Origin of the sequence: Burkholderia metallica (genome assembly GCF_001718555.1) — a bacterium.
GTDB lineage: Bacteria > Pseudomonadota > Gammaproteobacteria > Burkholderiales > Burkholderiaceae > Burkholderia > Burkholderia metallica.
In genome coordinates, this window is sequence record NZ_CP013401.1 from 2,621,340 (window position 1) to 2,647,932 (window position 26,593).

26 protein-coding genes are annotated in these 26,593 nt (G+C 68.6%); 12 read left to right on the forward strand and 14 right to left on the reverse strand.

Features of this window, described 5'->3' with window-relative positions:
• Positions 1-87: 87 nt before the first annotated feature.
• Positions 88-1,851, reverse strand: coding sequence for an acetolactate synthase 3 catalytic subunit (locus tag WJ16_RS11785; protein ID WP_069257195.1), 1,764 nt, complete (start codon positions 1,849-1,851; stop codon positions 88-90).
• Between WJ16_RS11785 and WJ16_RS34800 the strand changes: the two genes are divergently transcribed.
• The 12 genes from WJ16_RS34800 to WJ16_RS11840 all read left to right on the forward strand — a co-directional run bounded on the left by WJ16_RS34800 (position 1,769) and on the right by WJ16_RS11840 (position 11,702).
• Positions 1,769-2,131, forward strand: a complete 363-nt coding sequence (locus WJ16_RS34800) for a hypothetical protein (RefSeq protein WP_167375359.1) — start codon at positions 1,769-1,771, stop codon at positions 2,129-2,131. The genes WJ16_RS11785 and WJ16_RS34800 overlap by 83 nt on opposite strands.
• A 74-nt stretch (positions 2,132-2,205) precedes the next feature.
• Positions 2,206-2,769, forward strand: coding sequence for an RNA polymerase sigma factor (locus WJ16_RS11790; RefSeq protein ID WP_069257196.1), 564 nt, complete (start codon positions 2,206-2,208; stop codon positions 2,767-2,769).
• Complete coding sequence (locus WJ16_RS11795) at positions 2,766-3,191, forward strand: DUF3619 family protein (protein ID WP_069257197.1); 426 nt, start codon at positions 2,766-2,768, stop codon at positions 3,189-3,191. The genes WJ16_RS11790 and WJ16_RS11795 overlap by 4 nt, the downstream gene beginning before the upstream one ends.
• A gap of 26 nt (positions 3,192-3,217) precedes the next feature.
• A complete protein-coding gene (locus WJ16_RS11800; RefSeq protein WP_069257198.1) occupies positions 3,218-3,979 on the forward strand; it encodes a DUF3106 domain-containing protein in 762 nt (253 codons plus the stop codon).
• Positions 3,980-3,985: 6 nt separating this feature from the next.
• Entirely contained in the window at positions 3,986-4,492 is a 507-nt protein-coding gene (locus tag WJ16_RS11805; RefSeq protein WP_069257199.1) for an RDD family protein, read from the forward strand.
• Positions 4,493-4,717: 225 nt separating this feature from the next.
• Positions 4,718-5,656 carry a UDP-2,3-diacylglucosamine diphosphatase gene (locus WJ16_RS11810; RefSeq protein WP_069257200.1) on the forward strand — a complete coding sequence of 313 codons (939 nt, stop codon included), beginning with the start codon at positions 4,718-4,720 and terminating at the stop codon, positions 5,654-5,656.
• Positions 5,657-5,685: 29 nt separating this feature from the next.
• Positions 5,686-6,720 (forward strand): glycosyltransferase family 4 protein, encoded by a 1,035-nt coding sequence (locus tag WJ16_RS11815; RefSeq protein WP_069257201.1) that lies wholly within the window; start codon positions 5,686-5,688, stop codon positions 6,718-6,720.
• The gene (locus tag WJ16_RS11820; RefSeq protein WP_069257202.1) at positions 6,717-7,256 is read left to right on the forward strand and encodes a diacylglycerol kinase; all 540 of its coding nucleotides are present in this window, start codon (positions 6,717-6,719) and stop codon (positions 7,254-7,256) included. The genes WJ16_RS11815 and WJ16_RS11820 overlap by 4 nt, the downstream gene beginning before the upstream one ends.
• A 203-nt stretch (positions 7,257-7,459) precedes the next feature.
• Positions 7,460-8,218, forward strand: a complete 759-nt coding sequence (locus WJ16_RS11825; RefSeq protein ID WP_069257203.1) for a TetR/AcrR family transcriptional regulator — start codon at positions 7,460-7,462, stop codon at positions 8,216-8,218.
• Entirely contained in the window at positions 8,215-8,796 is a 582-nt protein-coding gene (locus WJ16_RS11830; protein ID WP_069257204.1) for an LOG family protein, read from the forward strand. Before WJ16_RS11825 ends, WJ16_RS11830 begins: the two co-directional genes overlap by 4 nt.
• Positions 8,797-8,818: 22 nt before the next feature.
• Positions 8,819-9,580, forward strand: a complete 762-nt coding sequence (locus WJ16_RS11835; RefSeq protein WP_069257205.1) for an SDR family oxidoreductase — start codon at positions 8,819-8,821, stop codon at positions 9,578-9,580.
• A gap of 229 nt (positions 9,581-9,809) precedes the next feature.
• The gene (locus tag WJ16_RS11840) at positions 9,810-11,702 is read left to right on the forward strand and encodes an ArnT family glycosyltransferase (protein WP_069257206.1); all 1,893 of its coding nucleotides are present in this window, start codon (positions 9,810-9,812) and stop codon (positions 11,700-11,702) included.
• Between the two features lie 172 nt (positions 11,703-11,874).
• Here the strand turns inward: WJ16_RS11840 and WJ16_RS11845 are convergent, their stop codons facing one another.
• The 13 genes from WJ16_RS11845 to kdpF form a co-directional block, all read right to left on the reverse strand.
• Positions 11,875-12,492 (reverse strand): DUF924 family protein, encoded by a 618-nt coding sequence (locus WJ16_RS11845; RefSeq protein ID WP_069257207.1) that lies wholly within the window; start codon positions 12,490-12,492, stop codon positions 11,875-11,877.
• Entirely contained in the window at positions 12,489-13,220 is a 732-nt protein-coding gene (locus WJ16_RS11850; RefSeq protein WP_069257208.1) for an alanyl-tRNA editing protein, read from the reverse strand. The genes WJ16_RS11845 and WJ16_RS11850 overlap by 4 nt, the downstream gene beginning before the upstream one ends.
• Before the next feature lie 106 nt (positions 13,221-13,326).
• Positions 13,327-13,737: a group II truncated hemoglobin gene (locus tag WJ16_RS11855; protein ID WP_069257209.1), complete on the reverse strand. Its 411-nt coding sequence runs from the start codon at positions 13,735-13,737 to the stop codon at positions 13,327-13,329.
• A 43-nt stretch (positions 13,738-13,780) separates the two neighbouring features.
• On the reverse strand, positions 13,781-16,396 hold the full coding sequence (locus WJ16_RS11860; RefSeq protein ID WP_069257210.1) for an ABC transporter permease: 2,616 nt from the start codon (positions 16,394-16,396) through the stop codon (positions 13,781-13,783).
• Positions 16,393-17,010, reverse strand: a complete 618-nt coding sequence (locus WJ16_RS11865) for a DUF4126 domain-containing protein (protein WP_069257211.1) — start codon at positions 17,008-17,010, stop codon at positions 16,393-16,395. The genes WJ16_RS11860 and WJ16_RS11865 overlap by 4 nt, the downstream gene beginning before the upstream one ends.
• A 212-nt stretch (positions 17,011-17,222) precedes the next feature.
• The gene (gene sugE, locus WJ16_RS11870; RefSeq protein WP_069257212.1) at positions 17,223-17,543 is read right to left on the reverse strand and encodes a quaternary ammonium compound efflux SMR transporter SugE; all 321 of its coding nucleotides are present in this window, start codon (positions 17,541-17,543) and stop codon (positions 17,223-17,225) included.
• 172 nt (positions 17,544-17,715) lie between these two features.
• Complete coding sequence (locus tag WJ16_RS11875) at positions 17,716-17,979, reverse strand: putative hemolysin (protein ID WP_069257213.1); 264 nt, start codon at positions 17,977-17,979, stop codon at positions 17,716-17,718.
• 30 nt (positions 17,980-18,009) lie between these two features.
• Positions 18,010-18,708, reverse strand: a complete 699-nt coding sequence (gene kdpE / locus WJ16_RS11880) for a two-component system response regulator KdpE (RefSeq protein WP_011352732.1) — start codon at positions 18,706-18,708, stop codon at positions 18,010-18,012.
• The gene (locus tag WJ16_RS11885) at positions 18,701-21,544 is read right to left on the reverse strand and encodes a DUF4118 domain-containing protein (protein ID WP_069257214.1); all 2,844 of its coding nucleotides are present in this window, start codon (positions 21,542-21,544) and stop codon (positions 18,701-18,703) included. The genes kdpE and WJ16_RS11885 overlap by 8 nt, the downstream gene beginning before the upstream one ends.
• 151 nt (positions 21,545-21,695) lie before the next feature.
• Positions 21,696-22,277 (reverse strand): potassium-transporting ATPase subunit KdpC, encoded by a 582-nt coding sequence (gene kdpC / locus WJ16_RS11890; protein ID WP_069257215.1) that lies wholly within the window; start codon positions 22,275-22,277, stop codon positions 21,696-21,698.
• A gap of 25 nt (positions 22,278-22,302) precedes the next feature.
• Positions 22,303-24,387, reverse strand: a complete 2,085-nt coding sequence (kdpB, locus tag WJ16_RS11895; protein WP_069257216.1) for a potassium-transporting ATPase subunit KdpB — start codon at positions 24,385-24,387, stop codon at positions 22,303-22,305.
• Between the two features lie 54 nt (positions 24,388-24,441).
• The gene (gene kdpA / locus WJ16_RS11900) at positions 24,442-26,247 is read right to left on the reverse strand and encodes a potassium-transporting ATPase subunit KdpA (RefSeq protein WP_069257217.1); all 1,806 of its coding nucleotides are present in this window, start codon (positions 26,245-26,247) and stop codon (positions 24,442-24,444) included.
• The gene (kdpF, locus tag WJ16_RS11905; protein WP_006752209.1) at positions 26,244-26,336 is read right to left on the reverse strand and encodes a K(+)-transporting ATPase subunit F; all 93 of its coding nucleotides are present in this window, start codon (positions 26,334-26,336) and stop codon (positions 26,244-26,246) included. Before kdpF ends, kdpA begins: the two co-directional genes overlap by 4 nt.
• Positions 26,337-26,593: the final 257 nt, after the last annotated feature.

Below are 26,593 nucleotides of genomic sequence, written 5' to 3' on the forward strand. Positions count from 1 at the left end.
GTGTCGATTCACTCGCGCCGCGCGCCGCCGCGTGCCGCACCGCCCTTCGTGAAGGCGGCCGCCTCGGGCCGGGCGCGCGTCGCGCCGTTACAGATCTTCCGATCCGAGCAGCATCTCGGTGATGCCCTTGCCGGCCTGTACCATCGGCCAGACGTTTTCGGTCGGATCGGTCTGGAAGTCGAGAAACACGGTGCGGTCCTTCAGGCGCAGCGCTTCCTTCAGCGCCGGCTCCACATCCGAAGTCTTTTCGATCCGCATGCCGACATGGCCGTACGCTTCGGCGAGCTTCACGAAATCAGGCAGCGCATCCATGTACGAATGCGAATAGCGCTTGCTGTATTCGATCTGCTGCCACTGGCGAACCATGCCGAGATAGCGGTTGTTCAGCGAAATGATCTTCACGGGCGTGTCGTACTGCAGGCAGGTCGACAGTTCCTGGATGCACATCTGGATCGAGCCTTCGCCCGTGATGCACAGCACGTCGTCGTCCGGGTGCGCCATCTTGACGCCCATCGCTGCCGGCAGGCCGAAGCCCATCGTGCCGAGGCCGCCGGAATTGATCCAGCGACGCGGCTTGTTGAAACGGTAGAACTGCGCCGCCCACATCTGGTGCTGGCCGACGTCCGAGCACACGAACGCATTGCCGTCCGTCAGCTCCCATGCCTTCTCCACCACGTACTGCGGCTTGATGATCTCGCTTTCGCGGTCGTACTTCAGGCAGTCCTTGGCGCGCCAGCCCTCGATGTCCTTCCACCATTGCGCGAGCGCGTCGGTGTCGGGGCCGTGCTCGGCCGTCTGCAACTGCTCGATCAGTTCCTTCAGCACTTCCTTCACGTCGCCGACGATCGGGATGTCGACCTTCACACGCTTCGAGATCGACGACGGGTCGATGTCGATGTGGATGATCTTGCGCGGACGCGACGCGAAGTGCGCCGGATCGCCGATCACGCGGTCGTCGAAGCGGGCGCCGATTGCGATCAGCACGTCGCAGTGCTGCATCGCCATGTTCGCTTCGTACGTGCCGTGCATGCCGAGCATGCCGAGGAATTTCTTGTCCGACGCGCGATAGCCGCCGAGACCCATCAGCGTGTTCGTGACCGGATAGCCGAGCAGGTCCGCGAACTGGTTCAGCTCACGCGACGCGTCGGCGAGGATGATGCCGCCACCCGTGTAGATGTACGGACGCTTCGCCGTGAGCAGCAGCGACACGGCCTTGCGGATCTGGCCCGAATGGCCCTTCGTGACCGGGTTGTACGAACGCAGCGACACGTTCTTGACGGGCTCGTACTGGCACGGCGTCTTCGAGATGTCCTTCGGGATGTCGATCAGCACCGGGCCCGGACGGCCGGTGCGGGCGATGTAGAACGCCTTCTTGACGGTTTCCGCGAGGTCGCGCACGTCTTTCACGAGGAAGTTGTGCTTCACGCACGGACGCGTGATGCCGACGGTGTCGCACTCCTGGAATGCGTCCTGGCCGATCGCGGCGGTGGGCACCTGGCCGCTGATCACGACCATCGGGATCGAATCCATGTACGCCGTTGCGATGCCGGTCACCGCGTTGGTGACACCGGGGCCGGACGTCACGAGACAGACGCCGACATTGCCGGTGGAACGCGCATACGCATCGGCTGCGTGCACGGCCGCCTGTTCGTGGCGCACCAGCACGTGCTGAATCTTGTCCTGCTTGTAAAGCTCGTCGTAGATGTAGAGTACCGAGCCGCCGGGGTAGCCCCAGATGAATTCGACGTTTTCATCGGCCAGTGCCTTCATGAGCACGGTGCCGCCGATGGAGTCGCTATCGGGAGGGGAAAGGGGTTCCGACGTGGAGAATTCCGCGCTGGGCATGTTCATTTTGACCTTTCGAATTTTCGGCAAAAAATTGATCGGGTGCTCTCTGCCGGGCTTGTGGCTCGGGTTCAAGCGGCGCGTCCAGTTGAAGGGCAGGCTTCTTGGGCCAGCCTCAAATGAGACCATCACTTCATGTTGCGAATCGTTGACGATAGCGGGTCGCGAATGGGTCGTCAAGCAAAATATCCCGCAGCGCATCATGGGCGCCGCCCGGCACCCCGCCGCCGCGGCTCGCGCGCAACGTGCGGCGCCCGACCCGGTGCCAAGCGGCGCGAAAATTTGATAGCATCCGCGGGTTTTACGAAATTTTTCGCCCTTTTACACCACGCAGCGGTCCGCAGCGCATACCTTCACGGAATGGCATCAGACAAGGAACTCGCCGACTTTCTGGCGGGCGTCGAAAGGCGCGCGTTCAAGCAGGCTGCGTACGCCGTGCGTGACGACGATGCGTCGCTCGACATCGTGCAGGACGCGATGATCAAGCTCGCGGAGAAATACGGCGACCGGCCGGCGGCCGAGCTGCCGCTGCTTTTTCAGCGGATCCTGCAGAACGCGATCCACGACTGGTTTCGCCGGCAGAAAGTCCGCAACACGTGGGTCACGCTCTTCTCGTCGCTGAACAGCACCGACGACGACGACTTCGATCCGCTCGAAACACTCGAATCCGCGGACGACAACGCGGGCGTCGAAAGCAGCGAGCACCGCCTCGAACGAGAGCAGGTTCTGGCCCTGATCGACGAAGAAATCCAGAAACTTCCGGCGCGTCAACGGGAAGCGTTCCTGATGCGTTATTGGGAAGATATGGATGTCGCCGAGACTGCCGCCGCAATGGGGTGCTCCGAAGGGAGCGTCAAGACGCACTGCTCACGTGCCACCCACGCGCTGGCGCACGCGCTCAAGGCCAAAGGAATCACGCTATGAGCTCCGCTCCCGCAAATCGAGAACACGAATTCGCGCTGAAGGTGCGCCGCGCGCTGGACGAGCGCGCGGCCGCCCTGCCCCCCGCGACCACCGACCGTCTGGCCGTCGCACGCCGGGCCGCGCTCGCGCGCAAGAAGCCCGAAGCCGCGACCGCGCCGGTGTTCGTGCCGGCCTTCGCCGGCGCGGCCGGTGCGTACGGAACGACGCCCGCGGGCCGCCCGCAGGCGTCGTTCGCGCGCCGCCTGCTGCGCGCGTGGCCGCTGGCGCTGCTGCTCGCGGGGCTGGTCGGCATCGCGTACTGGGAAGACATGCAGCGCACCGCCGAACTCGCCGACATCGACGCGGCGATGCTCAGCGACGACCTGCCGCTCAACGCGTATCTCGATCACGGGTTCAACGCGTATCTGTCGCGCGCTCACTAACAGACAATAACGAGGGGATCGCACGGGTGAGTCAGAAGCGCGGCCTGGCCGTATTTTTCGGATGCGTCATCGCGATCGCCGTTTGCTACGTCGCCACGTACCCACGATTCCATCCGGCCCCCGCGACGACCACCGTCGCGGCTACCAGCCCGGCCGCGTCCGCACCGGCCGCGACCGGGCTGACCACCGAACTCCCGCCGCTACCCCTGCCGCTGCCCCTGCCAGCGGCCACCGGCCCGCTGTCGTGGGCGCGCCTCACGCCGGCCCAGCATGCGGCACTCGCACCGTTCGCCGACCAGTGGGACGGCTTCAGCGATGCCCGCAAGCGCAAATGGCTGAAGATCGCGTCACGTTTCGCGAAGTTGACGCCCGATGACCAGAAACGCCTGCAGGACCGGATGGCCGAATGGGCCAGGATGACGCCCGAGCAGCGCCGCGTCGCGCGCGAGAACTACCAGAGCGCGAAGGAGCTTTCCGCGCAGGCGCGCGAGCGCGCCTGGAAGGCCTACCAGCAACTCCCCGAAGAGCAGAAGCAACGTCTTGCGGCCGCGGAACGCCGCCGTCGGCCGAGCGTCGTCAGCGCACCGCCGACCGCCGCCGACCGCGACGTGCGCCGCCTCGTCAATTCGCACGAGCATCCGGCGAGCAGCGCCGCCGCACCGGCACCCGCGTCGGCCGCCGTCGCGCTGCCGGTGCCCGCGTCGGCGACGGCCGGCACCGCATCCGCGCCGGCCGCCGTCGCGCCGGTGTCGCCCGCCGACGCACCTTCGCTGTTCAAGGGTTCCTGAGCGGCCGTGGCGAACGCCCGCGCACCCGACACCCCGGCCGTCGCGCCGTCCGTGCGGCGGCGTCTCGCCGCGCTGCTCTACGAAGGCGTGCTGCTGTTCGGCGTGGTGTTCTTCGCCGGGCTCGCGTTCAGCCTCGCGACGCAGCAGCGCAACGGCCTCGTCCATCACAACCTGCTCGCCGCGTGGATCGCGCTCGTGGTCGGCACGTACTTCGTGTGGTTCTGGACGCACGGCGGCCAGACGCTGCCGATGAAAACCTGGCGGCTGCGGCTCGAATCGTCGAGCGGCCGGCCGCTGAGCGCGGGCCATGCGCTCGTGCGCTATGCGCTCGGCTGGCTGTGGTTCCTGCCGCCGCTCGCGCTGCATCCGCTGCTCGGCCTGTCGGTGCCCGTCACGCTCGCGCTTGCCGCCGTGTGGATCGTCGTGTGGGCCGGCGCCGCCCGGCTGCATGCCGGCCGCCAGTTTCCGCACGACCGGATCGCACGCACGCGCGTCGTCGCGATGCCACGCTGACGCACCGCATTCTCCTGACGAAAACCGCTCGCCGCGGCGCCCCCTGCCCGGCCCGAAAGCCGTTCCGGACAACGATCGGCCGTTCACTGCGGCAGATTACACAACGCCCTTTCATTCACTGCTAAACACCCTGCAGCGGTCGTAATAAGAACGTCTCGTGACTGTCACGGCACAGTCACGCCCGCATGGCGCAATGCCGGTAATGTCAACCGGCGCGAGTCATGCATGGGCCAGAAAACGTCTGCGACCTCCCTGTTCCGTCACCCGCTCGGCGCCCGCGCCGCAACCGCCTTCCTGTCCGGCTCCGCCGCCACCGACGGGCTGGTATCGCAAGAACCGCCGGTCGGGCATGCCACGCAGCATGAGGACCCCGATTCGTCCGCCCATCGCTACCGCACCATCTGGCTGTCCGACATCCACCTCGGCTCCAGCGGCTGCCAGGCGTCATACCTGCTCGACTTCTTGCGCCACAACGATTCGGAGTACCTGTACCTCGTCGGCGACATCATCGACGGCTGGCAGCTCAAGAAGGGCTGGTACTGGCCGCAGGCGCACAACGACGTGGTCCAGAAGATTCTGCGCAAGGCGCGCAAGGGCACGCAGGTCGTCTACATCCCCGGCAACCACGACGAAGGGGCGCGTCAGTTCTGCGACCTCGCGTTCGGCGACATCCAGGTGCGCGGCGAAGCGTTCCACACGACGCTCGCAGGCAAACGTTTGTGGATCGTGCACGGCGACCTGTTCGATGGCGTGATCCAGCACGCGAAATGGCTCGCGTACCTCGGCGACACGCTCTACACGCTGATCCTCGTGCTGAACCGCTGGTTCAACCGGATCCGCAGCCGGCTCGGCTTCCAGTACTGGTCGCTGTCGCAGTACCTGAAGCACCAGGTCAAGAACGCCGTCAATTTCATCTCGCAGTTCGAGACCGTGATGACCGACGAGGCGCGCCGCCGCGGCTGCGACGGCGTCGTGTGCGGCCACATCCACAAGGCCGAGATCCGCGACATCGACGGCGTGCTGTACTGCAACGACGGCGACTGGGTCGAAAGCCTGTCCGCACTCGTCGAAACGATGGAAGGCGAACTGAAGATCGTCTACTGGACGGTGATGCGCACCGCACCGTCGGAGACCACGTCGCGCAAGGCCAAGGCCACTGCCTGACATCCCCTTACTTACAGGACAAAGCCGCGATGAAGATCATGATCGTCACCGATGCGTGGGAACCGCAGGTCAACGGCGTCGTGCGCACGCTGAAGAGCACGGCGCGCGAACTCACCGCACTCGGCCATCGCGTCGAACTGCTGACGCCGCTGGAATTCCGCACGGTGCCGTGCCCGACCTACCCCGAGATCCGCCTGTCGATCCTGCCGTACCGCAAGCTGCGCGCACGCATCGATGCGTTCGCACCCGACGCGCTGCACATCGCGACCGAAGGCCCGCTCGGCCTCGCCGCGCGACGCTATGCGCGCGCGCGCAAGTTGCCGTACACGACCGCGTACCACACGCGCTTTCCGGAATACGTGCAGGCGCGCTTCGGCATCCCGCTCGCCGCGACCTACCGCTTCCTGCACTGGTTCCACGGCCCGTCGCTCGCGGTGATGGCGCCGACGCCGGTCGTCAAGCACGATCTCGAGAAATTCGGCTTCACGAACGTCGTGCTGTGGACCCGCGGCGTCGACCTCGACGTGTTCCGGCCGATGGAATCGAAGGTGCTCAATACCGCGCGGCCGATCTTCCTGTACGTGGGCCGCGTCGCGATCGAGAAGAACGTCGAGGCGTTCCTGCGCCTGGACCTGCCCGGCTCGAAGTGGGTCGCGGGCGAAGGCCCCGCGCTCGCGGAACTGAAGTCGCGCTATCCGGAAGCGAACTATCTCGGCGTCCTGTCACAGACCGAGCTCGCCAAGGTGTATGCTGCGGCCGACGTGTTCGTGTTCCCGAGTCGCACCGACACGTTCGGCCTCGTGCTGCTCGAGGCGCTCGCCTGCGGCACGCCGGTGGCCGCGTACCCCGTGACGGGCCCGATCGACGTGCTCGGAGAAGGCGGCGCCGGCGCGATGCACGAAGACCTGCAGGAAGCCTGCCTGGAGGCGCTGAAGATCGAACGCACGACCGCGCGCGCGTGGGCCGAACGCTTCTCGTGGCGCGCGGCGTCCGAGCAGTTCGCGTCGCATCTGAAGCCGCTGCCGAAGACTGCGTACTCGCCAGCCGAAGGTGCCGCCGTTTGAAACGAGACCTGAACGACAAGACCCCGCCCCCCGACGCCACGCCGCAACGGTACGCCCCGTTCGACGAGGAAGAGCCGCACGCCGACGCCGCGGACGTGCACGCGCACGAACCGCTCGGCCCCGACGATCAGTTGACGCCGCTGCCGCCGAACCCGTACAAACGCCACCGCGGCATCACGCGCGCGTGGTATGCGCTCAAGCATTCGCTGAACGGCTTTCGTGTCGCAATCCGCGAAGAGAGCGCGTTTCGCCAGGAGCTCACGCTCGCCGCGCTGATGCTGCCGATCGGCGCGTTCGCGCCGGTACCGGCCGCATCGCGCGCACTGCTGATCGCGTCGGTGCTGCTGGTGCTGATCGTCGAACTGCTGAACTCGAGCGTCGAGGCCGCGATCGACCGCATTTCGCTCGAACGCCACGAACTCTCCAAGCGCGCGAAGGATCTCGGCAGCGCAGCCGTGACGGTCGCGCTGTTCGCCTGCGTGACGACGTGGGGCTTCGTGCTCGGGCCGGTCGTCGCACGCTGGCTCGGCTTCTAGACGGCCCTCCCGGGCCCCCGGCACCGCACCCGCGTGCGGCGCTGCACCATGCGCCGCGCGGGGCCGGGAACACGAAATGCCCCGATGCGGCGAAACCCCGGTTTATAATCGTCCGCTAGACATAGAACAGCAACCCGCGCCGGACGAATCACGCAGCATCGATTGCAGCGCCCGCCAGTCCGGCACACACAGGGCCGGACGACATGGAAGCGAAACCTCCCCGCCGCACCCGCGAACGGATTCTCGAGTTGTCGTTGAAACTCTTCAACGAGATCGGCGAGCCAAACGTCACGACCACGACGATCGCCGAGGAAATGGAAATCAGTCCAGGCAACCTGTACTACCATTTCCGCAACAAGGACGACATCATCAACAGCATCTTCGCGCAGTTCGAGCAGCAGATCGAACGGCGGCTGCGCTTTCCCGAAGATCATCGTCCGACGATCGACGAAACCTGGTCGTACCTGCAGTACATGGCCGATTTCATGTGGACCTACCGGTTCCTGTATCGCGACCTCAACGACCTGCTCGCCCGCAACCGCACCCTCGAGACGCACTTCAAGCAGATCATCAGCCACAAGGTGCGCTTCGCGCGCGAGATGTGCGAGCTGCTCGTGTCCGACGCCGAGATGGTCGCGACGCCTGCCGAGATCGAGGTCATCGCGACCAACATGGCCGTCATTTCGACGTACTGGCTGTCGTACCAGTACGTGATGCATCCGCGCAAGTACAACGACCAGGACGCGATCCGCGAGGAACTGCACCAGGTCAGCATGCACGTGATCTCGGTGATGGCGCCGTACCTGCGCGGCCGTTCGCGCCAGCTGTTCGACGACCTGGTCTCCGGCAAGCTGCCGAAGCGCCAGTTCACCGACTACCTGCCGCCGCGCGACGGTTCGCCGCGCCCCGCCGGCAGCCCGGTCGCCGGTGGGCAAGCCCCCGCCAAGGATTCCAAGCAATGAAGGCAGTCTGTGTTTACTGCGGCTCGTCGCCCGGCGTGCGGCCGGTCTATGCCGACGCCGCGCGCGCGTTCGGCCGCGCACTCGTCGACGCGGGCCTCACGCTCGTCTACGGCGGTGGCCGGGTCGGCCTGATGGGCGTGATCGCCGACGAGGTGATGGCGGCCGGCGGCCGTGCGGTCGGCGTGATCCCCGAACTGCTGGTCGACAAGGAAGTTGGCCACACGGGGCTGTCGGAATTGCACGTCGTGCCCGACATGCACCATCGCAAGAAAATGATGGCCGACCTGTCGGACGCGTTCGTCGCGATGCCCGGCGGCGCCGGCACGCTCGAAGAGCTTTTCGAGGTTTACACGTGGGCGCAGCTCGGCTATCACCGCAAGCCCGTCGCGGTCTACAACATCGATTCGTTCTACGATCCGCTGATCGCGCTGCTGCGCCACACGGTCGACGAAGGCTTCATGCGTCCGGCCTATTTCGACGCGCTGTGCGTCGAATCGGAACCCGTCGAACTGATCGAGCGACTGCGTCGCTACCAGCCGCCCGCCCGCGACAAGTGGGCGCCCGACGCAGCCAAGTAACCGTCACCGGAACCCGCGCGCGATGACCGCCCCCTCCGACCGCAAGGCCGTCCTCATCACCGGCGCGAGCCGCGGCATCGGCCGTGCGACCGCCGTGCTCGCGGCCAGTCGCGGCTGGGACGTCGGCATCAACTACGCGCGCGACGCGGCGGCGGCCGAACTCACCGCTCGGGCGGTCCGCGACGCGGGCGGCCGCGCGTGCGTCGTCGCGGGCGACGTCGCGAACGAAGCCGACGTCGTCGCGATGTTCGACACCGTCGCGGACGCATTCGGCCGCTTCGACGCACTCGTCAACAATGCGGGCATCGTCGCGCCGTCAATGCCGCTCGCCGACATGCCGGCCGACCGGCTGCGGCGGATGTTCGACACCAACGTACTCGGCGCGTACCTGTGCGCGCGCGAAGCCGCGCGCCGGCTGTCCACCGACCGCGGCGGGCGCGGCGGCGCGATCGTCAACGTCTCGTCGATCGCGTCCCGGCTCGGCTCGCCGAACGAATACGTCGACTACGCGGGCTCGAAAGGCGCGGTCGACTCGCTGACGATCGGTCTGGCGAAGGAACTCGGCCCGCACGGCGTGCGCGTCAACGCGGTGCGCCCCGGCCTGATCGAGACCGAAATTCACGCGAGCGGCGGCCAGCCGGGCCGGGCCGCCCGCCTCGGCGCCACGACGCCGCTCGGCCGCGCGGGCGAAGCGCAGGAGATCGCCGAAGCGATCGTCTGGCTGCTCGGCGATGCCGCCTCCTACACGACGGGCGCGCTGCTCGACGTCGGCGGCGGCCGGTAATTCCGCACGGCAGCGCGTCAAAAAACGCAGCCCGAAGGCATCCGTCGTCACGACACCACAAATCTCCACAATTTCGTGACACAAACGGTAATCCGCCGTAACAAATCCATGGTCTACTAGCGGGCATTCAGACAGGTGGCCTGAATACCTGTCCGTTTCGTCTTGATATGACCCCAATCGGTCCTGCCCATGTCGCCGGACCGGCTCGACTCGACCCGAGACTCCTTTCATGCCTGGAACCGCAGCGCCCAGCCGGCGACGCACGTCTGTGCCCGCTCCGGCCCAGCTCACCCGCTCGACCGCCGATGCCGACGTCATTGCAACGCTCGACGCCAGCGGCACGCCTGTCGCCGCCCCGAGCCCCGCAGCCGGCGCCCCGCGCGAACGCTCGATCCTGCTCGGCTGGCGCGCATGGCTGTTCGTCGCCGCGCTGATCTGCGCATATACGCTGCCGGGCGTGCTCGGCCACGATCCGTGGAAGCAGGACGAAACCTACACGTTCGGCATCATCCAGCACATGCTCGAGACTGGCGATTTCGTCGTGCCGACCAATGCCGGCCAGCCGTTCATGGAAAAGCCGCCGCTTTACGCGTGGGTCGCGACCAGCCTCGCATGGCTGCTGCAGCGCGTGATGCCGCTGCACGACGCGGCGCGGCTCGCGAGCGCGCTGTTCGCGGCGCTCGCATTCGGCTTCATCGCGCGCGCGGCACGCGTCGCCAGCCGCGCGGACACCTGGTTCGACCTGCGCGTGATCGGCCCCGTCGTGTTGAGCGCGGGCACGCTCGTCGTCATCAAGCACACGCACGACATGTTGACCGACGTCGCGCTGTTCGCCGGTACGTCGATGGGCTTCTGCGGGCTGCTCGAACTCGTCACGCAGCACGTCGCGCGCGCGCAGCAGATGCGGCATGGGCTGCCGGTCCGGCCGTCGGGCCGCTGGGCCGCCCCGCTCTTCGGTGCGGGCGTCGGCATCGCGCTGATGACGAAGGGGCTGTTCGTGCCGCTCGTGTTCGCGGCCACGCTGGTCGGTACGCTGGTGGTTTATCCGGCCTGCCGCACCCGCGCGTTCGCGCGTTCGCTCGGCGTCGCCGCGCTCGTGTTCGCGCCGTTCGCGCTCGTGTGGCCGACCGCGCTGTTCCTGCGCTCCGAGACGCTGTTCATGACGTGGTTCTGGGATAACAACGTCGGCCGCTTCTTCGGTTTCTCCGTCCCCGAGCTGGGCGCGGAAAACGACAAGCCCTTCTTCATCCTGCGTGCCTTCCTGCTCGTGGGCTTCCCGGTCGCGCCGCTTGCGATCGTGGCGCTCCTGCGCGGTGCGTGGCGCGACTGGCGCACGCCGCGCGTCGCGCTGCCGGTGATGTTCGCCGGCATCGGGCTCGTCGTGCTGCACGTGTCCGCGACGTCGCGCCAGCTCTACATCCTGCCGTTCTTCGCCCCGCTCGCGCTGGTCGCCGCGCTGGCCATCGAACGCCTGCCGCGCCGGCTGCATCTCGCGTGGGATTACCTGAGCCGCATCCTGTTCGGCGCGACCGCCGCACTCGCGTGGGCAATCTGGGCCGTGATGGCCAATCCGGCCGCATCGCGCGCGGATCTCGCGCCGCTCGGCCGCTGGCTGCCGCTCGACTGGACCATGCCGATCGAGCCCGCGCTCGTGTCCGCCGCGCTCGCGCTGACGGTCGGCTGGCTGACGCTGCTGCCGAAGCTGCGCGCGACGGGCCTCTGGCGCGGCGCGCTGTCGTGGGGCGCGGGCGCACTCGTCGCGTGGGGGCTCGTGTACACGCTGCTGCTGCCATGGCTCGACGTCGCGAAGAGCTACCGCTCGGTGTTCGACGACCTGAACGCGCATCTCGCGCTCGAATGGAACGACGGCGACTGCATGGCGAGTCTGCACGGGCTCGGCGAATCGGAAGCGCCGATGCTGTACTACTTCTCCGGCATCCAGCACACGCCGATCGACGACGCCAGGACGACGCGCTGCACGTGGATGATCGTCCAGGGCGTACGGGCCGTCGATCCGGCGCCCGGCAGCGATTGGAAACTGTTCTGGACGGGCGCACGCCCGGGCGACAACGAGGAAATGCTGCGCGTGTACGTGCGCACGCCCGAACAGCACCTGCAGTAATACGGCGCGGCACGACGCGCTGTCGTGCCTGCCTTCATCCCGGGCGTGGAGCGGTCAGCACCACCGCCTGAAGCGCCGACCGCCGCCGGCATAGAGGCGCTCCCGCTCGCCAAGGTTGCCCGCACGACATCGCGGGCCGCCCCCTCCCCTCGTCACGCCGCTGCGCGCATCGTCAGAACGACGAACCGGGCTCGCGAAGAAACGCCGTCTCCTCGTCGCTCGATGCACGACCGAGGATCGCGTTCCGGTGCGGAAAGCGGCCGAAGCGCTCGACGACGGCCGCGTGCAGCACCGCGAAACGGTGATAGCTCTCGCATCCTGCCTCATCGCGAATGCCCGCGCACAGGCGCACGGCCTCGCGCTGGCTGTCGACCGACTCGTCGTGCTCGAACGGCAGATACGCGAACGCACGGTGATGCCCGCTCGGCAACTGCGCGTCCCAGCCGGCCGCGACGACGCGGCGCGCGAGCGCGAGCGCCTTCGGATCGGCGGCGAACGCGCGCGGCGTGCCGCGATGGATGTTGCGCGAAAACTGGTCGAGCACGACGATCAACGCCAGCGCCCCCAGCGGCGAGTCGGCCCAGTGATCGCATGCGCCGTCGCACGCGGCGTCGAGCAGTGCGCGGTAGCGCGTGCGCAGCACGTCGTCGAACGCGTCGCCGCCGTTGAACCAGACCTTGCGGTTCTGTCCGAATTCGGCCGAGCCCGGCTCGCCGAACCAGAAATCCAGGATCTCCCGCGCTTGCGGATCGAGCGTCGGCGCGCCCGCGGGGCTGAGGTCGATCGTCATGCAAACTCCAGTACGAGGCGCCGGGTACGCGCGCTCTTCTTTTCCAGTTTCGCGACCCGCAGTTCGCCGATTTCGGACGTGTTGCGCACATGCGTGCCGCCGCACGGCTGCAGGTCGACCTCGTCGATGCGCAGCAGCCGCACGCGGCCGAGGCCCATCGGCGGCTTCACGCTCATCGTGCGCACGAGCTCCGGCCGCTCGGCCATCTCGTCGTCGGTGATCCATTCGGTCGTGACCGCGTGCGCGCCGGCCACGAGGCCGGCGAGGCGCCGCTCGACGTCGTCGCGATCGATCGCGTCGGACGTCGCGAAATCGAGCCGCACGTAGTCTGCCGTCACGCTGCAGCCGTCGACCGCGTACGGCAGCACCGCACACATCAGGTGCGCGGCCGTATGCAGGCGCATGTGCCGGTAGCGGCGCAGCCAGTCGATCTGCGCGACCACGCGCGTGCCGGGCGCGAGCGCCGCGACGCTCGCCTCCTGCTCCGGTGCGGGCACGTGCACGGCGTCGTCGGGCGTCGCGCCGTCGAATTTCGCCTTGCGCGTATCGGCAATCGCAATCGTGCTGCCGTCGGGCAGCGTCAACGTGCCGGCATCGCCGGCCTGGCCGCCGCCGAGCGGATAGAACACGGTGCGGTCGAGCCGGATGCCGTCGTCGCCGACGGCCAGAACGACCGCATCGCATTGCTTGAGGTACGCGTCTTCGCGAAACAGCGCTTGGGTCGTCATCGGGCGAGCCTCGTATCGATGGAGGGGAAGCGGCTAGTGTCGCGCCGCGTGGTAAGCGCGCCCAGACGCAGATCGTCCCGCGCGCGGGCAGCGGCGTACCGGTCGATCAACCGGGCCGGTTGCGCATCCAGTCGGCCGTGTCGTAGAACGAATGCATGAGCCGCTCGCGCAGCGGCTCGGGCAGCCCGATGTCTTCCATCGCCCACGCCATGCAGCGCAGCCACTGGTCGCGCTCGACCGACGCGATCGGGAACGGCAGGTGCCGCGCGCGCAGCCGCGGATGGCCGAAGCGGCTGATGTAGTGATCGGGGCCGCCGAGCCACCCGCACAGAAACCAGAACAGCTTGTCGCGCGAACCGTCGAGCGACGCCGGGTGCAGCGCGCGAATCTGCGCAAACTCGGGCTCGAGGTCCATCAGGTCGTAAAAGCGGTCCACCATGTCGCGCACGCGGGCTTCGCCGCCCACGAGTTCGAACGCCGTCGGCTGCGACGGCGCATCGTCATTCACATCGGTCATACGGATAGTCGGAAAACGGAATCGTCAGGGCCGCCGGCGACGCTCATGCGTCGCGCAGCGACTGCAGCGCGGGGCGCCGCAACACATTATGCAGGCTCAGCCAGCCGGCCGCACCGGCGCACGCGACGCCGGCCGCGATGCCGGCCGGCACGAGCCACGGATCGACGGCCAGTTGGAAGTCGAATACGCGCGACGCGAGCACCCAACCGACCGCGATCGCGCCCGCGGACGCCAGCGCACCGGCCAGCGTGCCGACCACGATGAATTCCGCGCGCTGCACCGCATTCACCTGCGCGCGCGACGCGCCGAGCGCGCGCAGCAGCGCGGCCTCGCGCACGCGTTCGTCGCGCGTGCCGGCCAGCGCGGTGTACAGCACGAGCACGCCGGCCGCCAGCGTGAACGCGAACAGGAACTGCACGGCCCCGACCACCTGCAGCATCATCCGCTGCAAATGCGCGAGGATCGGCGCGACGTCGATCGCGGTCAGGTTCGGGTAGCGCGCGATCAACGGATCGAGCAGCGCGGCGTTCGATGCGGGCAAATGGAAGCTCGTCAGGTACACGGCCGGGAAATCCTTCAGCACCGGCGGCGGCATCAGCACGAAGAAATTGACGCGGAACGAGCCCCAGTCGAGCTTGCGCACGCTCGTGACGGGCGCGTCGACCGTGAGCCCCGTCACGTCGAAGCGCAGCACGTCGCCCGGCTTCACGTTCAGTGTCTTCGCGAGGCCGGCCTCGATCGAGATCTGCGGCGTGGCCGCGGTGCCGAACCAGTTGCCGTCGACGATCCGGTTGTCGGACGGCAGCTCGGTCGTATAGGACAGGTTGAATTCGCGGTCGACGAGCCGGCGCGCCTCTTCGGACGGGTACGCGTCCGGATTCACCGGCTTGCCGTTGATCGCGACGAGGCGGCCGCGCACCATCGGTGCCGGCACCGCGTCGCGCACGCCGTGCGCGGCCAGATAGGCGGCGACGTCGTCGCGCTGGTCGGGCTGGATGTCGATCAGGAACTGGTTCGGTGCATCGGGCGGCGTCGATTGCCGCCAGCCCGCGACGAGGTCGTTGCGCGTGATCGCGATCAGCAGCAGGCACATCAGGCCGAGCGCGAGCGCGGTGATTTGCAGCGCGCTGGCCGTACCGCGCCGGTGCAGCGACGCGAGCGCGTAGCGCCAGCCGACGCCCGCGGCCACGCGTGCGTTGCGCACCGCGCGCGCGGCGGCGAACAGCACGAGCCGCGCGATCAGCGCGAAACCGACCAGCGCGCCGGCGAAACCGCCCGCGACGATCAGCCCGAGCTTCAGGTTGCCGGCAGCCGCGATCAGCAGCCCCGCGAACAGCACGACGCCGATCGCATACGCGGCCCACGCGGTGCGCGACGCGTCGCCCCACTCGCGCCGCAGCACGCGCACCGGCGGCACACGCGTGAGCGGCACGAGCGGCGGCAGCGCGAAACCGAGCAGCAGCACGAGCGCGGCGCCCATGCCGATCAGTGCCGGCCACAGCGTGGGCGGCGGCAGCACCACGTCGATCAGTCCGCCGAGCGCGGCCAGCAATGCCCAGTGGCCGCCATAGCCGAGCACCGCGCCGGCTGCGCCCGACACGATGCCGATGCCGGCGAATTCGAACGCGAACAGCGCGCCGAGCGTGCGCCGGCTCACGCCGAGGCAGCGCATCGTCGCGCAGCCGTCGAGGTGGCGCCGCATGTAGCGCTGCGCGGCCATCGCGATCGCGACCGCCGCGAGCAGCGCGGTCAGCAGCGCGACGAGCGTCAGGAAGTGACGTGCGCGATCGAGCGTCTGCCGTACCTGCGGCTGGCCTTCCTGCAACGACTCGAGGCCGACGCCGCGCAGTTTGCCGCCGTCGACGCGCGCATGCGCATACGCTTCGAAACGCGCGACGGCCGGTGCGGCGCCGGCCACCAGCAGCCGGTACGTGACGCGGCTGCCGTAGCCGGTGAGCCCCGTCGCGGCGAGTTCGTCCGCGCGCATCATCAGCCGCGGCGAAAAATTGACGAACGAAAAGCCGCGATCGAGCTCGCGGGAAATCGATGCGGCGACCTTGAACGTGCGCAGCCCGACGCGCACCGTATCGCCCGCCTTCAGGTGCAGCGCATCGAGCAGCGCCGGGTCGGCCCACACGGTGCCGGGCGCGGGAATCTCCGCGGCCTTCTGCGCGGTGGCGGCGCCGGCCGGCACGATGTCCACCGCGCCGCGCAACGGATATCCGGGCGACACGGCCTTCACGGCTGCGAGGCGCGACGGCGCCGCGTCGGTTGCCTGCCCGCCGGTGGCGGACGCGATCATGCTCGGGAAGATCGCGGTCGTCGCGGTACGCAGGCCGAGCGCGCGCGCCTGCCGATCGAACGACGGATCGACGGGGCGATCGGCCCGCACGACGAAATCGGCGCCGAGCATCTGGCGCGCATCGCGCTCGAGCCCCTGGCGCAGCCGGTCGGCGAGGAAGCCGACGCTCGTCAGCGCCGCGACCGCAAGCACCAGCGCGAGCACGAGCAGCGTCAGTTCGCCCGCGCGCCAGTCGCGCGCGGTCATGCGCGCTGCCTGGCGGATCAGGTCGCGCAGGCCGAAGCGGCCGGCATGCGCACGGGCTTCATGACCGGATTGCCCGGCCGGCGGCGGCGCCGCGTGTTGCGCCTCCTTCAATCGCGCTTCCCCCCGATCGAGTTCAGCCGCGAGACCATGTGGTTCGCCATGCCGCGAAAACCGCCCGAAACGCCGCGCCACAGGCGCGGGAGCGCCCACGCGGAAGCGGCGATGAACGCGGCGAGCAGCACGAGGAACGCGAGCGGAACGAAGAACGCGAGCACGAGCCCGCCGACCACGAGGCCGTCCTCGGTCGACGAGGCGATCCAGTTCGAAATCGGTTCGGGAGACAGGTTGATCATCGCGCGCGTGCCGGCCTTCGCCACGTGCGCGGCGCCGGCAAGCGAGCCGCCGGCGAGCCCTGCGACCGCGAGCATGGTCGGATCGGCATGGCCGAGCGCGCCGGCTGCGAGCACGGCGCCGGCCGGAATGCGGATGAAGGTGTGCACGGCATCCCACAGCGAGTCGAACGCGGGGATCTTGTCGGCAAGGAATTCGGTCACGGCGAGCACGGCCGCGGCGCCGATGACCCAAGGCGACATCAGCACGGCCAGCGTGTCGGGCAGATGGAGCCAGCCGAACCGCGCCAGCACACCGGCGATCAGCACCGTCAGGTACAGGCGCAGGCCGCTCGCCCACGCGAGCCCCGCGCCGAGCGAAATGGCTTCGATCATGGCCCTCTCCTTGCACTTTCCGTGCGCTTTGCCGATTGACCGGATCGGGTCGGACAGACAGGCCGCGCGGCGCGTGGCGACCGGCACCGCGTGCCGCGAGAAGCACGGCGGTATTCAGGCCCGAATACGTTCCATTATAGACAGGCTCGGCGGGCGGCCGGCGCAATTACGCGGTGCGGCACCCCGGGCGCATGCGCGCCCGGGTGCGTTCGTCAGGCAGCCGACGACAGCTTGAGGCCGATCAGCCCCGCGACGATCAGCGCCGCGCTTGCGATGCGTGCGACGGTCAACGCCTCGCCCAGCATCACGATGCCGAACACGAACGCACCGACCGCGCCGATGCCCGTCCACACCGCGTATGCGGTGCCGAGCGGCAACTGGCGCATCGCGATCGCGAGCAGCCCGAAGCTGGCCAGCGCGGTCACGACCGTAAACACCGACGGGCCGAGCTTCGTGAACCCGTCCGACGATTTCAAGCCGGCCGCCCAGGCCACTTCCAGCAAACCGGCAATCAACAACCATACCCACGCCATCTCGACGTACTCCGTATCGGATGGGGCCGTCCCCGTTGAAGCGAATGACCCGGGGTCGTCCCCGGGCGGCGCCGAGTATAACAAGATGCTTACGAACGCGGCGCCGGCGGCCGGCCAGGAGACGGCCGGGGGCGATCCGGCGCGCAATCAGGGGCGCAATCGGCCGGACCGGTCAGTTCGATACGCGCTTCGGCGTGGCGCCGCCGACGCAGCGGTCGTCGCGGTACAGCGCCCACTCCTCGCACACGCGGCCGTCCTTGAACACGCACATGCCGGCCTGCCCGCTCGGCAGGTTGCGGATCGTGTGGCGGCCGCCGAGCTTCGCGCAATTGACCGACGCGGGATTGGCCATCGCCTGCTGGGACGACGACGGTTGCTGCCCGGGCGGCAGCGGTTGGGCGAACGCGCCGGACGCGAGACTGTCGCGCCGGCGCAACCGTGCGCCGCAGCGGCACAGCGACGCGCGTCACGCCGCGCCGACGAGCCGGTAGCCGACGCCCGTCTCGGTGACGATGTACTCGGGCTGCGCCGGGTCGCGTTCGAGCTTCTGGCGCAGGTGCGCCATGTAGATGCGCAGGTAGTGATGGCTTTCGACGTGCGACGGCCCCCACACGTCGCGCAGCAGCTGGCGGTGCGTGAGCACGCGCCCCGCATGGCGCACGAGCGTCGCGAGCAGCCGGTACTCGAGCGGCGTCAGGTGCACGATCTCATTATCGCGCCACACCTGGCGCAGCGCGAGATCGACGATCACGGTGCCGAAAGTTACCTTCGGCGACTCGTTCGCACCGCCCTGGTTGCGCCGGCGCAGTTGCGCGCGAATCCGCGCGCGCAGTTCGGATACGCCGAACGGCTTGGTCAGGTAATCGTCGGCGCCCGCGTCGAGCGCGGCGACCTTCTCCTCCTCCTGCGTGCGCGCGGACAGCACGATCACCGGCACTTCGGACCAGCCGCGCAGTTCGCGGATCACGTCGAGGCCGTCGGTGTCGGGCAGGCCGAGGTCGACGATCACGAGATCGGGCTTGCGCGTCGCCGCGTCGATCAGCCCCTGCTTGCCCGTCTCGGCCTCGAACACCGCGATGTCCTCCTCCTCGAGCGCGGCGCGCACGAAACGGCGGATCTGCTTTTCGTCCTCGATCAGGACGACGGTCAGGCTGGGTTCACTCATGGTCTGGCAATGATTCGGATGGTGACGATGCACCCGGCACATCGGGTTCGTCGTCGGGTACGGCGGGCGCGGCCGGCGGCGTCTCGACCGGCAGCGTGAACCAGAAGCGCGCGCCCGTCACGTGGCCGTCGGGCGCGGTGCGATTGAGCGCGCCGATTTTACCGCCGTGCGCCTCGACGATCGCGCGGCAGATCGCAAGGCCGAGGCCTATGCCCGGCGTCGCCGATTCCTTCTCGCCGCGCGTGAACTTGTCGAAGATGCGCGTTTCCATCCCGGCCGGCAGGCCCGGGCCGTGATCGTCGACATGCACGCGCACGAACGGCTGCCCGTCGTCGGACACGCGTTCGGCGCCGATGTCGAGCGGCGTATCGGGCGGCGTGTACTTCGCCGCGTTCTCGAACAGATTGGTGAACAGCCGTTCCATCAGCACCGCGTCCATCTGCAGCAGCGGCAGGTCGGCGGGCAGCGCGACGCGCGCGGGATGGCGCGCGAGCACGCGCTTGCATGCGGCGAGCGCGGCGCCGACGGTTTCCTCGAGCAGCGACCACTGGCGCTTGAGCTGCAGGCTGCCGGCCTGCAGCCGCGCCATGTCGAGCAGGTTCGTGACGATGCCCGTCATGCGCAGCGCCTCGTCGTGGATCGCGTCGACGAGTTCGCCCTCGCGCTGCGCGACGCGTTCGGCCGCCGCAGCGTCGCCGCCCTGCGCGGTCGCACGCCCGTTCGCGAGCATCGACGAGAAGCCGACGATCGTCGTGAGCGGCGTGCGCAGGTCGTGCGAGATCGCCGACAGCAGCGAGTTGCGCAGCCGCTCGGACTCCATGTTGACGAGCGCATCGCGCGCGATCTCCACGTAGTGAACGCGTTCGAGCGCGAGCGCGATCTGCGCGGCGAACGCGTCGAGCATCCGCTGTTGTTCGGGCACCTCGAGTTCGCGCGGCTCGCGCGATGCGACCGCGAGCACGCCGCGCGTGCGCATCGGCGCCTTCAGCGGCAGGTACAGCGCGGCCGTCGCGGGCAGCGTGTCGGTGCCGCGCCCGGCCGGCTTCTGCTGGTCGTACACCCACTGGCCGACGTCGCTGTCGAGATCGGCGCCCGTCAGCGTGACGGCCGCGTCGGGCTCCTCGATCTTCTGCCGCACCTTGTCCGCGCTGTCGGGCAGCAGGAACGCGACGCGCGCGCGGAACACCTCGCCCACGTGCCGGCTGCCGATCTCGACGATCTGCTCGGTCGTCAGCGCCGCGCCGAGCTCGCGCGCCATCGCGTAGATCGCGCCGGTGCGGCGCTCGCGGCGCTGCGCGACGCTCGCCTGCCGCGTCAGGGTCGACGTCAGGTGGCTGATCACGAGCGACGTCAGCAGCATCCCGAAGAAAGTCAGCAGGTATTGCGTGTCGCTCACCGAGAACGACATGCGCGGCGGCACGAAGAAGTAATCGAACGCGGCCACCGACAGGAACGACTGCAGCACACCCGGGCCGCGCCCCAGCCTCACGGCCGAGAACACGACGCCGAGCAGGTACAGCATCACGAGGTTCGTCAGGTCGAGCCGCTCGGACACGAGGCTCGCGAGAACGGTGATCGCCGCGCAGATCGCGGCCGCATACACGTAGTGGCGCGGCGGCGAGCGGTGCGTGCCGAACTGCGCGAACGCATTGCGCCAGTCGCGCGCCCGCGCATCGAGCGGCGCGGCGCGCGCCTCGTCGCTCGCGGTCGCACGGATCAGCATCAGGTCGACGTCGCCCGCGCGTTCGGCGAGCTGTTCGCCGAACGGCCGCGCGAAGCGGCGCATGAGCCCGACCTTCGGCGAGCCGCCCGCGACGAGCTTCGACACGTTGCGGACCTTCGCATAGCCGATCAGCGCGGCGACCGCGTCGGCGCCGGCGAGCGTGGCCGTCTCAGCGCCCAGCTCGGCCGCGAGCTTCAGCGCGTCGAGCGTGCGCTGCCGCTGCGCGTCGGGCAGCCGCTGCAGGCGCGGCGTCTCGACGTACACGGCGATCCAGTCGGCCTTCAGGCTCGCGGCGAGCCGGGCGGCCGCGCGCACGAGCGTCGGCGCCTCCGGGCCCGGCCCGACGCACACGAGCAGCCGTTCGCGCGCCTGCCAGATGCGCTGGATCGAGCGGTCCGCGCGGTATTCGCGCATCTGCGCGTCGACGCGATCGGCCGTGCGCCGCAGCGCCAGTTCGCGCAGCGCGATCAAGTTGCCCTTGCGGAAGAAGTTGCGCACCGCGCGCTCGGCCTGCTGCGCGAGATAGACCTTGCCGTCGCGCATCCGCTCGAGCAGCTCCTCGGCCGGCAGGTCGACGAGCGTGACTTCGTCGGCCGCATCGAACACGCGGTCAGGCACGGTCTCCCACACGCGGATGCCGGTGATCGCGCCGACCACGTCGTTCAGGCTTTCGAGGTGCTGGACGTTGACGGTCGTATACACGTCGATGCCCGCGTCGAGCAGTTCGTACACGTCCTGCCAGCGCTTCAGATGTCGCGCGCCCTGCACGTTCGAGTGCGCGAGTTCGTCGACGAGGATCAGTTGCGGCCGGCGTGCGAGCGCGCCGTCGAGATCGAATTCGGCGAGCGTGCGGCCGCGATAGTCGATGCGCGCGAGCGGCAGGACGTCGAGGCCGTCGAGCAGCGCAGCGGTTTCGCCCCGCCCGTGGGTCTCGACGATGCCGACGACGACGTCGACGCCTTCCTGCAGGCGCTGGCGCGCGGCCTGCAGCATGGCGTAGGTCTTGCCGACGCCGGCCGAAGCGCCGAAGAAGATCTTGAGCTGGCCGCGCCGCTGCTTTTCTTCGTCGCGCTGCAGCTTGTCGAGGAGTTGGTCTGGATCGGGACGATTCATGCGTCGGAAAGGCGGAGCGCACGGATGCGCGCGTGTACGAGCATTGTTGTGCCAAATCGCCGCAAAAGGCAAAGACGGCGCATGCGCCGTCGGGAAAAGGAGCGTCCGGCGCGAAGCGGGCCGCGCCGGACGCCGGTCAGCGCGCGCCCGATCAGTGCGCGGCCTGCGCCGCGTCGAGCGCAAGGTTCAGCTTCAGCACGTTCACGCGCGGCTCGCCGAGCACGCCGAACTGGCGGCCCGTCGTGTTCGCGGCGACGAGCTGCGCGACCGCGTCGGGCGCCAGGTTGCGCGCCTTCGCGACGCGCTCGACCTGGTATGCGGCGGCGGCCGGCGTGATCTCCGGATCGAGGCCGCTCGCCGAGGCCGTCACGAGGTCGACCGGCACCGGCTTCGACAGGTCGGTGCCCGCGTCGCGCAGCGCGGCGATGCGCCCCTTCACCTGGTCGGCGAGCGACGGGTTCAGCGGGCCGAGGTTCGAGCCGCCGGAGCCGCTTGCGTTGTACGGCATCGGCGACGTGGCCGACAGCCGGCCCCAGAAGTACTTCGGCGCGTCGAACGGCTGGCCGATCAGTGCGGAGCCGACCGGCTTGCCATCCTTCTCGATCAGGCTGCCGTTCGCCTGCGACGGGAACACCGCCTGGCCGAACACGGTCATCACGGCCGGGTAGGCAAGGCCCGTCACGGCGGTCAGGACGGCAAAGATCACGACGAGCGGACGAATCAACGTTTTCATGAGGTTTCCTTCAAATACGGCCGGCTCACGCCCAGCCGAGCGCGGCGAGCGTCATGTCGATCAGCTTGATGAACGGGAACGGCAGCAGCACGCCGCCGAGGCCGTAGACCAGCAGGTTGCGGCGCAGCAGCGACGCGGCGCCGAGCGGCCGGTACGTGACGCCCTTCAGTGCGAGCGGAATCAGCGCGACGATGATCAGCGCGTTGAAGATCACCGCCGACAGGATCGCCGACGCCGGCGACGTCAGGTGCATGATGTCGAGCACGCGCAGTTGCGGGTAGGTCGTCACGAATGCGGCCGGGATGATCGCGAAATACTTCGCGATGTCGTTCGCGATCGAGAACGTCGTCAGCGAGCCGCGCGTCATCAGCATCTGCTTGCCGATCTCGACGATCTCGATCAGCTTCGTCGGGTTCGAGTCGAGGTCGACCATGTTGCCGGCTTCCTTCGCCGCCTGCGTGCCGGTGTTCATCGCCACCGCGACGTCGGCCTGCGCGAGCGCCGGCGCGTCGTTGGTGCCGTCGCCCGTCATCGCGACGAGACGCCCCGCCGCCTGGTGCTCGCGGATCGTCGCGAGCTTGGTTTCCGGCGTCGCTTCCGCGAGGAAATCGTCGACGCCCGCCTCCGCCGCGATCGCGGCAGCCGTCAGCCGGTTGTCGCCCGTCACCATCACGGTCTTGATGCCCATCTTGCGCAACTCCGCGAAGCGCTCCTTGATGCCGCCCTTCACGATGTCCTTCAGCTCGATCACGCCGAGCACGCGCGCCGCGCCTTCATGCAGGTCGGCCACGACGAGCGGCGTGCTGCCGCGGCGCGCGACGTCGTCCACCGCGCGGCGCACTTCCTCGGGGAAGCGGCTGCCGCGCGTTTCGACGTAGTGGCGGATCGCGTCGGCCGCGCCCTTGCGGATCTCGCGCCCCGGAAGATCGACGCCGCTCATCCGCGTCTGCGCGGAAAAGCCGAGGAACGTCGCGTGGAGCTGCCCCATGTCGCGCTGGCGAATGTTGAAGCGCTCCTTCGCGAGCACGACGATGCTGCGGCCTTCCGGCGTTTCGTCGGCGAGCGACGACAGTTGCGCGGCATCGGCCAGCGCTTCCTCGGTCACGCCCGGCGCCGGCACGAACGTCGACGCCTGGCGGTTGCCGAGCGTGATCGTGCCGGTCTTGTCGAGCAGCAGCACGTCGACGTCGCCGGCCGCTTCCACCGCGCGGCCCGACGTCGCGATCACGTTCGCCTGCATCATCCGGCTCATCCCGGCCACGCCGATCGCGGACAGCAGCCCGCCGATCGTCGTCGGGATCAGGCACACGAGCAGCGCGACGAGCGCAGTGATCGTCACCACGTGGCCGGCCTTCATCGCTTCGACCGAGAACATCGAGAACGGCAGCAGCGTCGCGGTCGCGAGCAGCATCACGATCGTCAGCGCGACCAGCAGGATCGTCAGCGCGATCTCGTTCGGCGTTTTCTTGCGCTTCGCGCCTTCGACCATCGCGATCATCCGGTCGAGGAACGCCTCGCCGGGGTTCGCGGTGACCTTCACGACGATCCAGTCGGACAGCACGCGCGTGCCGCCCGTCACCGACGAGAAGTCGCCGCCCGATTCGCGGATCACCGGCGCGGATTCGCCGGTGATCGCCGATTCGTCGACCGATGCGACGCCGTCGACGACCTCGCCGTCGGCCGGGATCACGTCGCCGGCCTCGACCAGCACGACGTCGCCACGACGCAGGTCGGACGCGGTGGTGATGCGGATCGGCGACTTCGGATGCGGCTCGTTGAGCTTCTTCGCCATCACGTCCTTCTTCGCGCTGCGCAGCGATGCAGCCTGCGCCTTCGAGCGCCCCTCGGCGAGCGCTTCGGCGAAGTTCGCGAACAGCACCGTGAACCACAGCCACAGCGCGATCGCGAGGATGAAGCCAGCCGGTGCCTCGGCCTGGCCGGCGAGCGCCGCGATCCACAGGATCGTGGTCAGGATGCTGCCGACGTACACGCAGAACATCACCGGGTTGCGGAACTGCGTGCGCGGCGTGAGTTTCTTGAACGAGTCCACGATCGCCGGGCGCAGCAGCGCCGGATCGAACATGGACCGTGTTGCGGAATGTTGAGTCATTGCGATCTCTTCAAGCTCTTCAGTCTTTTCAATGTGTCGCCATGCGGACGCGCATCACGCGCCCAGCCACATCATCAGGTGCTCGACGCCCGGGCCGAGCGCAAGCGCCGGCACGTAAGTCAGCGCGCCCACCAGCAGCACGGTGCCGAGCAGCAGCACGACGAACAGCGGGCCGTGGGTCGGCAGCGTGCCGCTCGTCACCGCGATGCGTTTCTTCGCGGCGAGCGAGCCGGCGATCGCCAGCACCGGCACGATCGTGCCGAAGCGGCCGAACCACATCGCGATCGCGGTCATCCAGTTGTAGAACGGCGTGCCGACCGTCAGGCCCGCGAACGCGCTGCCGTTGTTGTTCGCGGCCGAACTGAACGCATAGAGGATTTCCGAGAAGCCGTGCGGGCCCGGGTTCGCGATGCCGGCCTTGCCCGCATCGGCGAGCACGGCGATCGACGTGCCGACCAGCACGAGCAGCGGCGTGAGCAGCACGACGATCGACACCATTTTCATCTCGTACGACTCGATCTTCTTGCCGACGTATTCCGGCGTGCGGCCGATCATCAGGCCGGCGACGAACACCGCGAGCAGCGCGAACACGAGCATCCCGTAGAGGCCCGAGCCGACCCCGCCGTAGATCACTTCGCCAAGCTGCATCAGCAGCATCGGCACGAGGCCGCCGAGCGGCGTCAGCGAGTCGTGCATCGTATCGACCGCGCCGCACGACGCGGCCGTGGTCGCGACCGTGAAGATGCCGGTCTGCGCGATCCCGAAGCGGGTTTCCTTGCCTTCCATGTTGCCGCCCGGCTGCAGCGTGTTCGCCGACTGGTCGACGTGCAGCGCGGCGAACGTCGGGTTGCCGCCCTGCTCGGCGCTCACCTCCACGCCGACCGCGATCGTGAACGCGACCGTCATCGCCGCGAGCACCGCGATGCCCTGGCGGCGGTCGCCGATCACGCGGCCGAACACGAGGCACAGCGCGGCCGGGATGATCAGGATCGAGAAGATCTGCAGGAAGTTCGCGAACGGCGTCGGGTTCTCGTACGGGTGCGCGGAATTCGCGTTGAAGAAGCCGCCGCCGTTGGTGCCGAGCATCTTGATCGCTTCCTGCGACGCAACCGGACCCATCGCGAGCGTCTGCTTCGTGAGCGGGGTCGGCACCGTCACCGGGTTGCCCTTGTCGTCCTTGACCGGGTTGCCCTGCGCGTCGAGCTTCGGCGCCGCGTAGGTGCTCGCCTGCAGCACCGGCACGTCCTGATACGCCTTCATGTTCTGGATCACGCCCTGGCTCATCAGCAGCGCGGCGACGAGCGCGGCCATCGGCACGAGCACGTACAGCGTCACGCGCGTGAGGTCGACCCAGAAGTTGCCGATCGTCTGAGCGGTGTGGCGCGCGAAGCCGCGGATCAGCGCGATCACGACGACGATGCCGGTCGCGGCCGACAGGAAGTTCTGCACGGTCAGGCCGAGCATCTGCGCCAGATAGCTGACCGTCTGCTCGGGCGTGTAGTCCTGCCAGTTCGTGTTGGTGACGAAGCTCACGGCCGTGTTGAACGCGCCGTCGACCGTCATCGCGCCGAATTGCTGCGGGTTGCCGGGCAGGAAGCCCTGCAGGCGCAGCAGCCCGTAGAGGAACAGCGCGCCGAGCGCATTGAACGCGATCGTCGCGATCGCGTACTGCTTCCAGTTCATCTCGCTGCCGGCGTCGACGCCGGCGATGCGGTACAGCACGCGCTCGAGCGGGCCGAACACGCGCACGACGCGCGAGCTGCCGTCCATCACCGCGCTCAGGTAGCGCGCGACCGGCACGGCCGCCGCCAGCAGCACGGCGATGAACAGCAGCGTCTGCAACAGGTTGTTCGCGTTCATTCGATGTCCTCCGCGCGCAGCAGCGCAAAGACGAGATACGCGAACAGCAGGGCCGTCGATGCGCCCGCCAGCCAAAGCATCCAGGTCATGCTCGCCCCCCGCGACCGTATTGCACGAGCTTGTCGCAACCTGCGACCAAACCCAGGATCAGCGCGGTGAAAAGCACCAGGGCGCCGATAAATACCGCATCCATTTTTATGTTCTCCGTCGTCGAAGTGAGACGACTAGAACCTTATGGGAACGCACGTAAAGGGCGGGTCAAAGGTATCGGGGCGGATATAAAAAACGTGTAAACGCGGGAATCGGGTGCTGCGGCGGGAATCGGAGGCGGGAGGCGGAAAGCGGA

Excerpts from the sequence above, each read along its gene's own strand:
- WJ16_RS11885 (WP_069257214.1), bottom strand. The coding sequence starts at position 21,544 with ATGAATCGTCCCGATCCAGACCAACTCCTCGACAAGCTGCAGCGCGAC.
- WJ16_RS11840 (WP_069257206.1), top strand. The coding sequence starts at position 9,810 with ATGCCTGGAACCGCAGCGCCCAGCCGGCGACGCACGTCTGTGCCCGCT.
- kdpC (WP_069257215.1), bottom strand. The coding sequence starts at position 22,277 with ATGAAAACGTTGATTCGTCCGCTCGTCGTGATCTTTGCCGTCCTGACC.
- WJ16_RS11815 (WP_069257201.1), top strand. The coding sequence starts at position 5,686 with ATGAAGATCATGATCGTCACCGATGCGTGGGAACCGCAGGTCAACGGC.
- WJ16_RS11825 (WP_069257203.1), top strand. The coding sequence starts at position 7,460 with ATGGAAGCGAAACCTCCCCGCCGCACCCGCGAACGGATTCTCGAGTTG.
- kdpF (WP_006752209.1), bottom strand. The coding sequence starts at position 26,336 with ATGACCTGGATGCTTTGGCTGGCGGGCGCATCGACGGCCCTGCTGTTC.
- WJ16_RS11835 (WP_069257205.1), top strand. The coding sequence starts at position 8,819 with ATGACCGCCCCCTCCGACCGCAAGGCCGTCCTCATCACCGGCGCGAGC.
- WJ16_RS11855 (WP_069257209.1), bottom strand. The coding sequence starts at position 13,737 with ATGACCGATGTGAATGACGATGCGCCGTCGCAGCCGACGGCGTTCGAA.
- kdpE (WP_011352732.1), bottom strand. The coding sequence starts at position 18,708 with ATGAGTGAACCCAGCCTGACCGTCGTCCTGATCGAGGACGAAAAGCAG.
- sugE (WP_069257212.1), bottom strand. The coding sequence starts at position 17,543 with ATGGCGTGGGTATGGTTGTTGATTGCCGGTTTGCTGGAAGTGGCCTGG.
- WJ16_RS11865 (WP_069257211.1), bottom strand. The coding sequence starts at position 17,010 with ATGATCGAAGCCATTTCGCTCGGCGCGGGGCTCGCGTGGGCGAGCGGC.
- kdpB (WP_069257216.1), bottom strand. The coding sequence starts at position 24,387 with ATGACTCAACATTCCGCAACACGGTCCATGTTCGATCCGGCGCTGCTG.
- WJ16_RS11830 (WP_069257204.1), top strand. The coding sequence starts at position 8,215 with ATGAAGGCAGTCTGTGTTTACTGCGGCTCGTCGCCCGGCGTGCGGCCG.
- WJ16_RS11850 (WP_069257208.1), bottom strand. The coding sequence starts at position 13,220 with ATGACGACCCAAGCGCTGTTTCGCGAAGACGCGTACCTCAAGCAATGC.
- WJ16_RS11795 (WP_069257197.1), top strand. The coding sequence starts at position 2,766 with ATGAGCTCCGCTCCCGCAAATCGAGAACACGAATTCGCGCTGAAGGTG.
- WJ16_RS11785 (WP_069257195.1), bottom strand. The coding sequence starts at position 1,851 with ATGAACATGCCCAGCGCGGAATTCTCCACGTCGGAACCCCTTTCCCCT.
- WJ16_RS11790 (WP_069257196.1), top strand. The coding sequence starts at position 2,206 with ATGGCATCAGACAAGGAACTCGCCGACTTTCTGGCGGGCGTCGAAAGG.
- WJ16_RS11845 (WP_069257207.1), bottom strand. The coding sequence starts at position 12,492 with ATGACGATCGACCTCAGCCCCGCGGGCGCGCCGACGCTCGATCCGCAA.
- WJ16_RS11810 (WP_069257200.1), top strand. The coding sequence starts at position 4,718 with ATGGGCCAGAAAACGTCTGCGACCTCCCTGTTCCGTCACCCGCTCGGC.
- WJ16_RS34800 (WP_167375359.1), top strand. The coding sequence starts at position 1,769 with ATGAGCACGGTGCCGCCGATGGAGTCGCTATCGGGAGGGGAAAGGGGT.
- kdpA (WP_069257217.1), bottom strand. The coding sequence starts at position 26,247 with ATGAACGCGAACAACCTGTTGCAGACGCTGCTGTTCATCGCCGTGCTG.